Source organism: Ruegeria sp. AD11(2025), from assembly GCF_056542405.1.
Genome location: NZ_JBQFZU010000147.1, coordinates 1 through 622, shown reverse-complemented (window position 1 = coordinate 622; position 622 = coordinate 1). Strand labels below are relative to the sequence as shown.

Genomic DNA, 622 nt, shown 5'->3' with positions numbered 1-622 from the left:
CTGTTGGAATCCAGTTCCACGCGCCCGTCGCCCAGGAATACGGTCAGACCATCCCAGTGTTTGGCAATGTAGCTCAGGGCCTCACCGATGGGTGACTTGGCGGAGACACGAGCGCGCTGTTCCCGAAGCCAATTTTCCATCTGATCGATGATCGGTTTTGAACGTTCCTGCCGCGCTGCCGCTCGGATTTCGGGGGCGTTGCCCCTGATTTCCTTTTCGATGCGGTAGAGTTCCCGTATTTGTCCGATGCCTTCATCGGCAAACCACCGGCTCCGGAATCCATCGTTCAGATGGACCAAAGGCCGATCATGCACTAACAATCAAGTTGGACCACTCAGGTGGGGCTGATCACCACATTACAGGCACGCAATGGTCCACCCGAAAGTACATGAACCCACTATTCGCGGACCAAACCCAAGGAGCCGATGTCGCGTGAAAACCAAATGTGCGAAAGATCTTTGACACTAGCCTTTAAAACTTACACTCGCTTAAAGCTGTTCGAACGGCTTCAATCACCTCTTTCACGGAGCGGGGAACTAACGTGTCGTAGGTGTGAACAGCGTATATTGGTGTCGGGTTGGGTAGTAATAGCTCACACAGTCGCACCAGTGATCTTTCTTCG

Annotated in this window: 1 protein-coding gene; it reads right to left on the bottom strand. The window is 53.2% G+C overall.

The features are described from left to right. Nucleotides 1-299, bottom strand: a 299-nt coding sequence (locus ACR1XY_RS24795) for an IS66 family transposase (protein ID WP_480597528.1), incomplete at its 3' end; no start/stop codon positions are given. Nucleotides 300-622 lie beyond the last annotated feature (323 nt).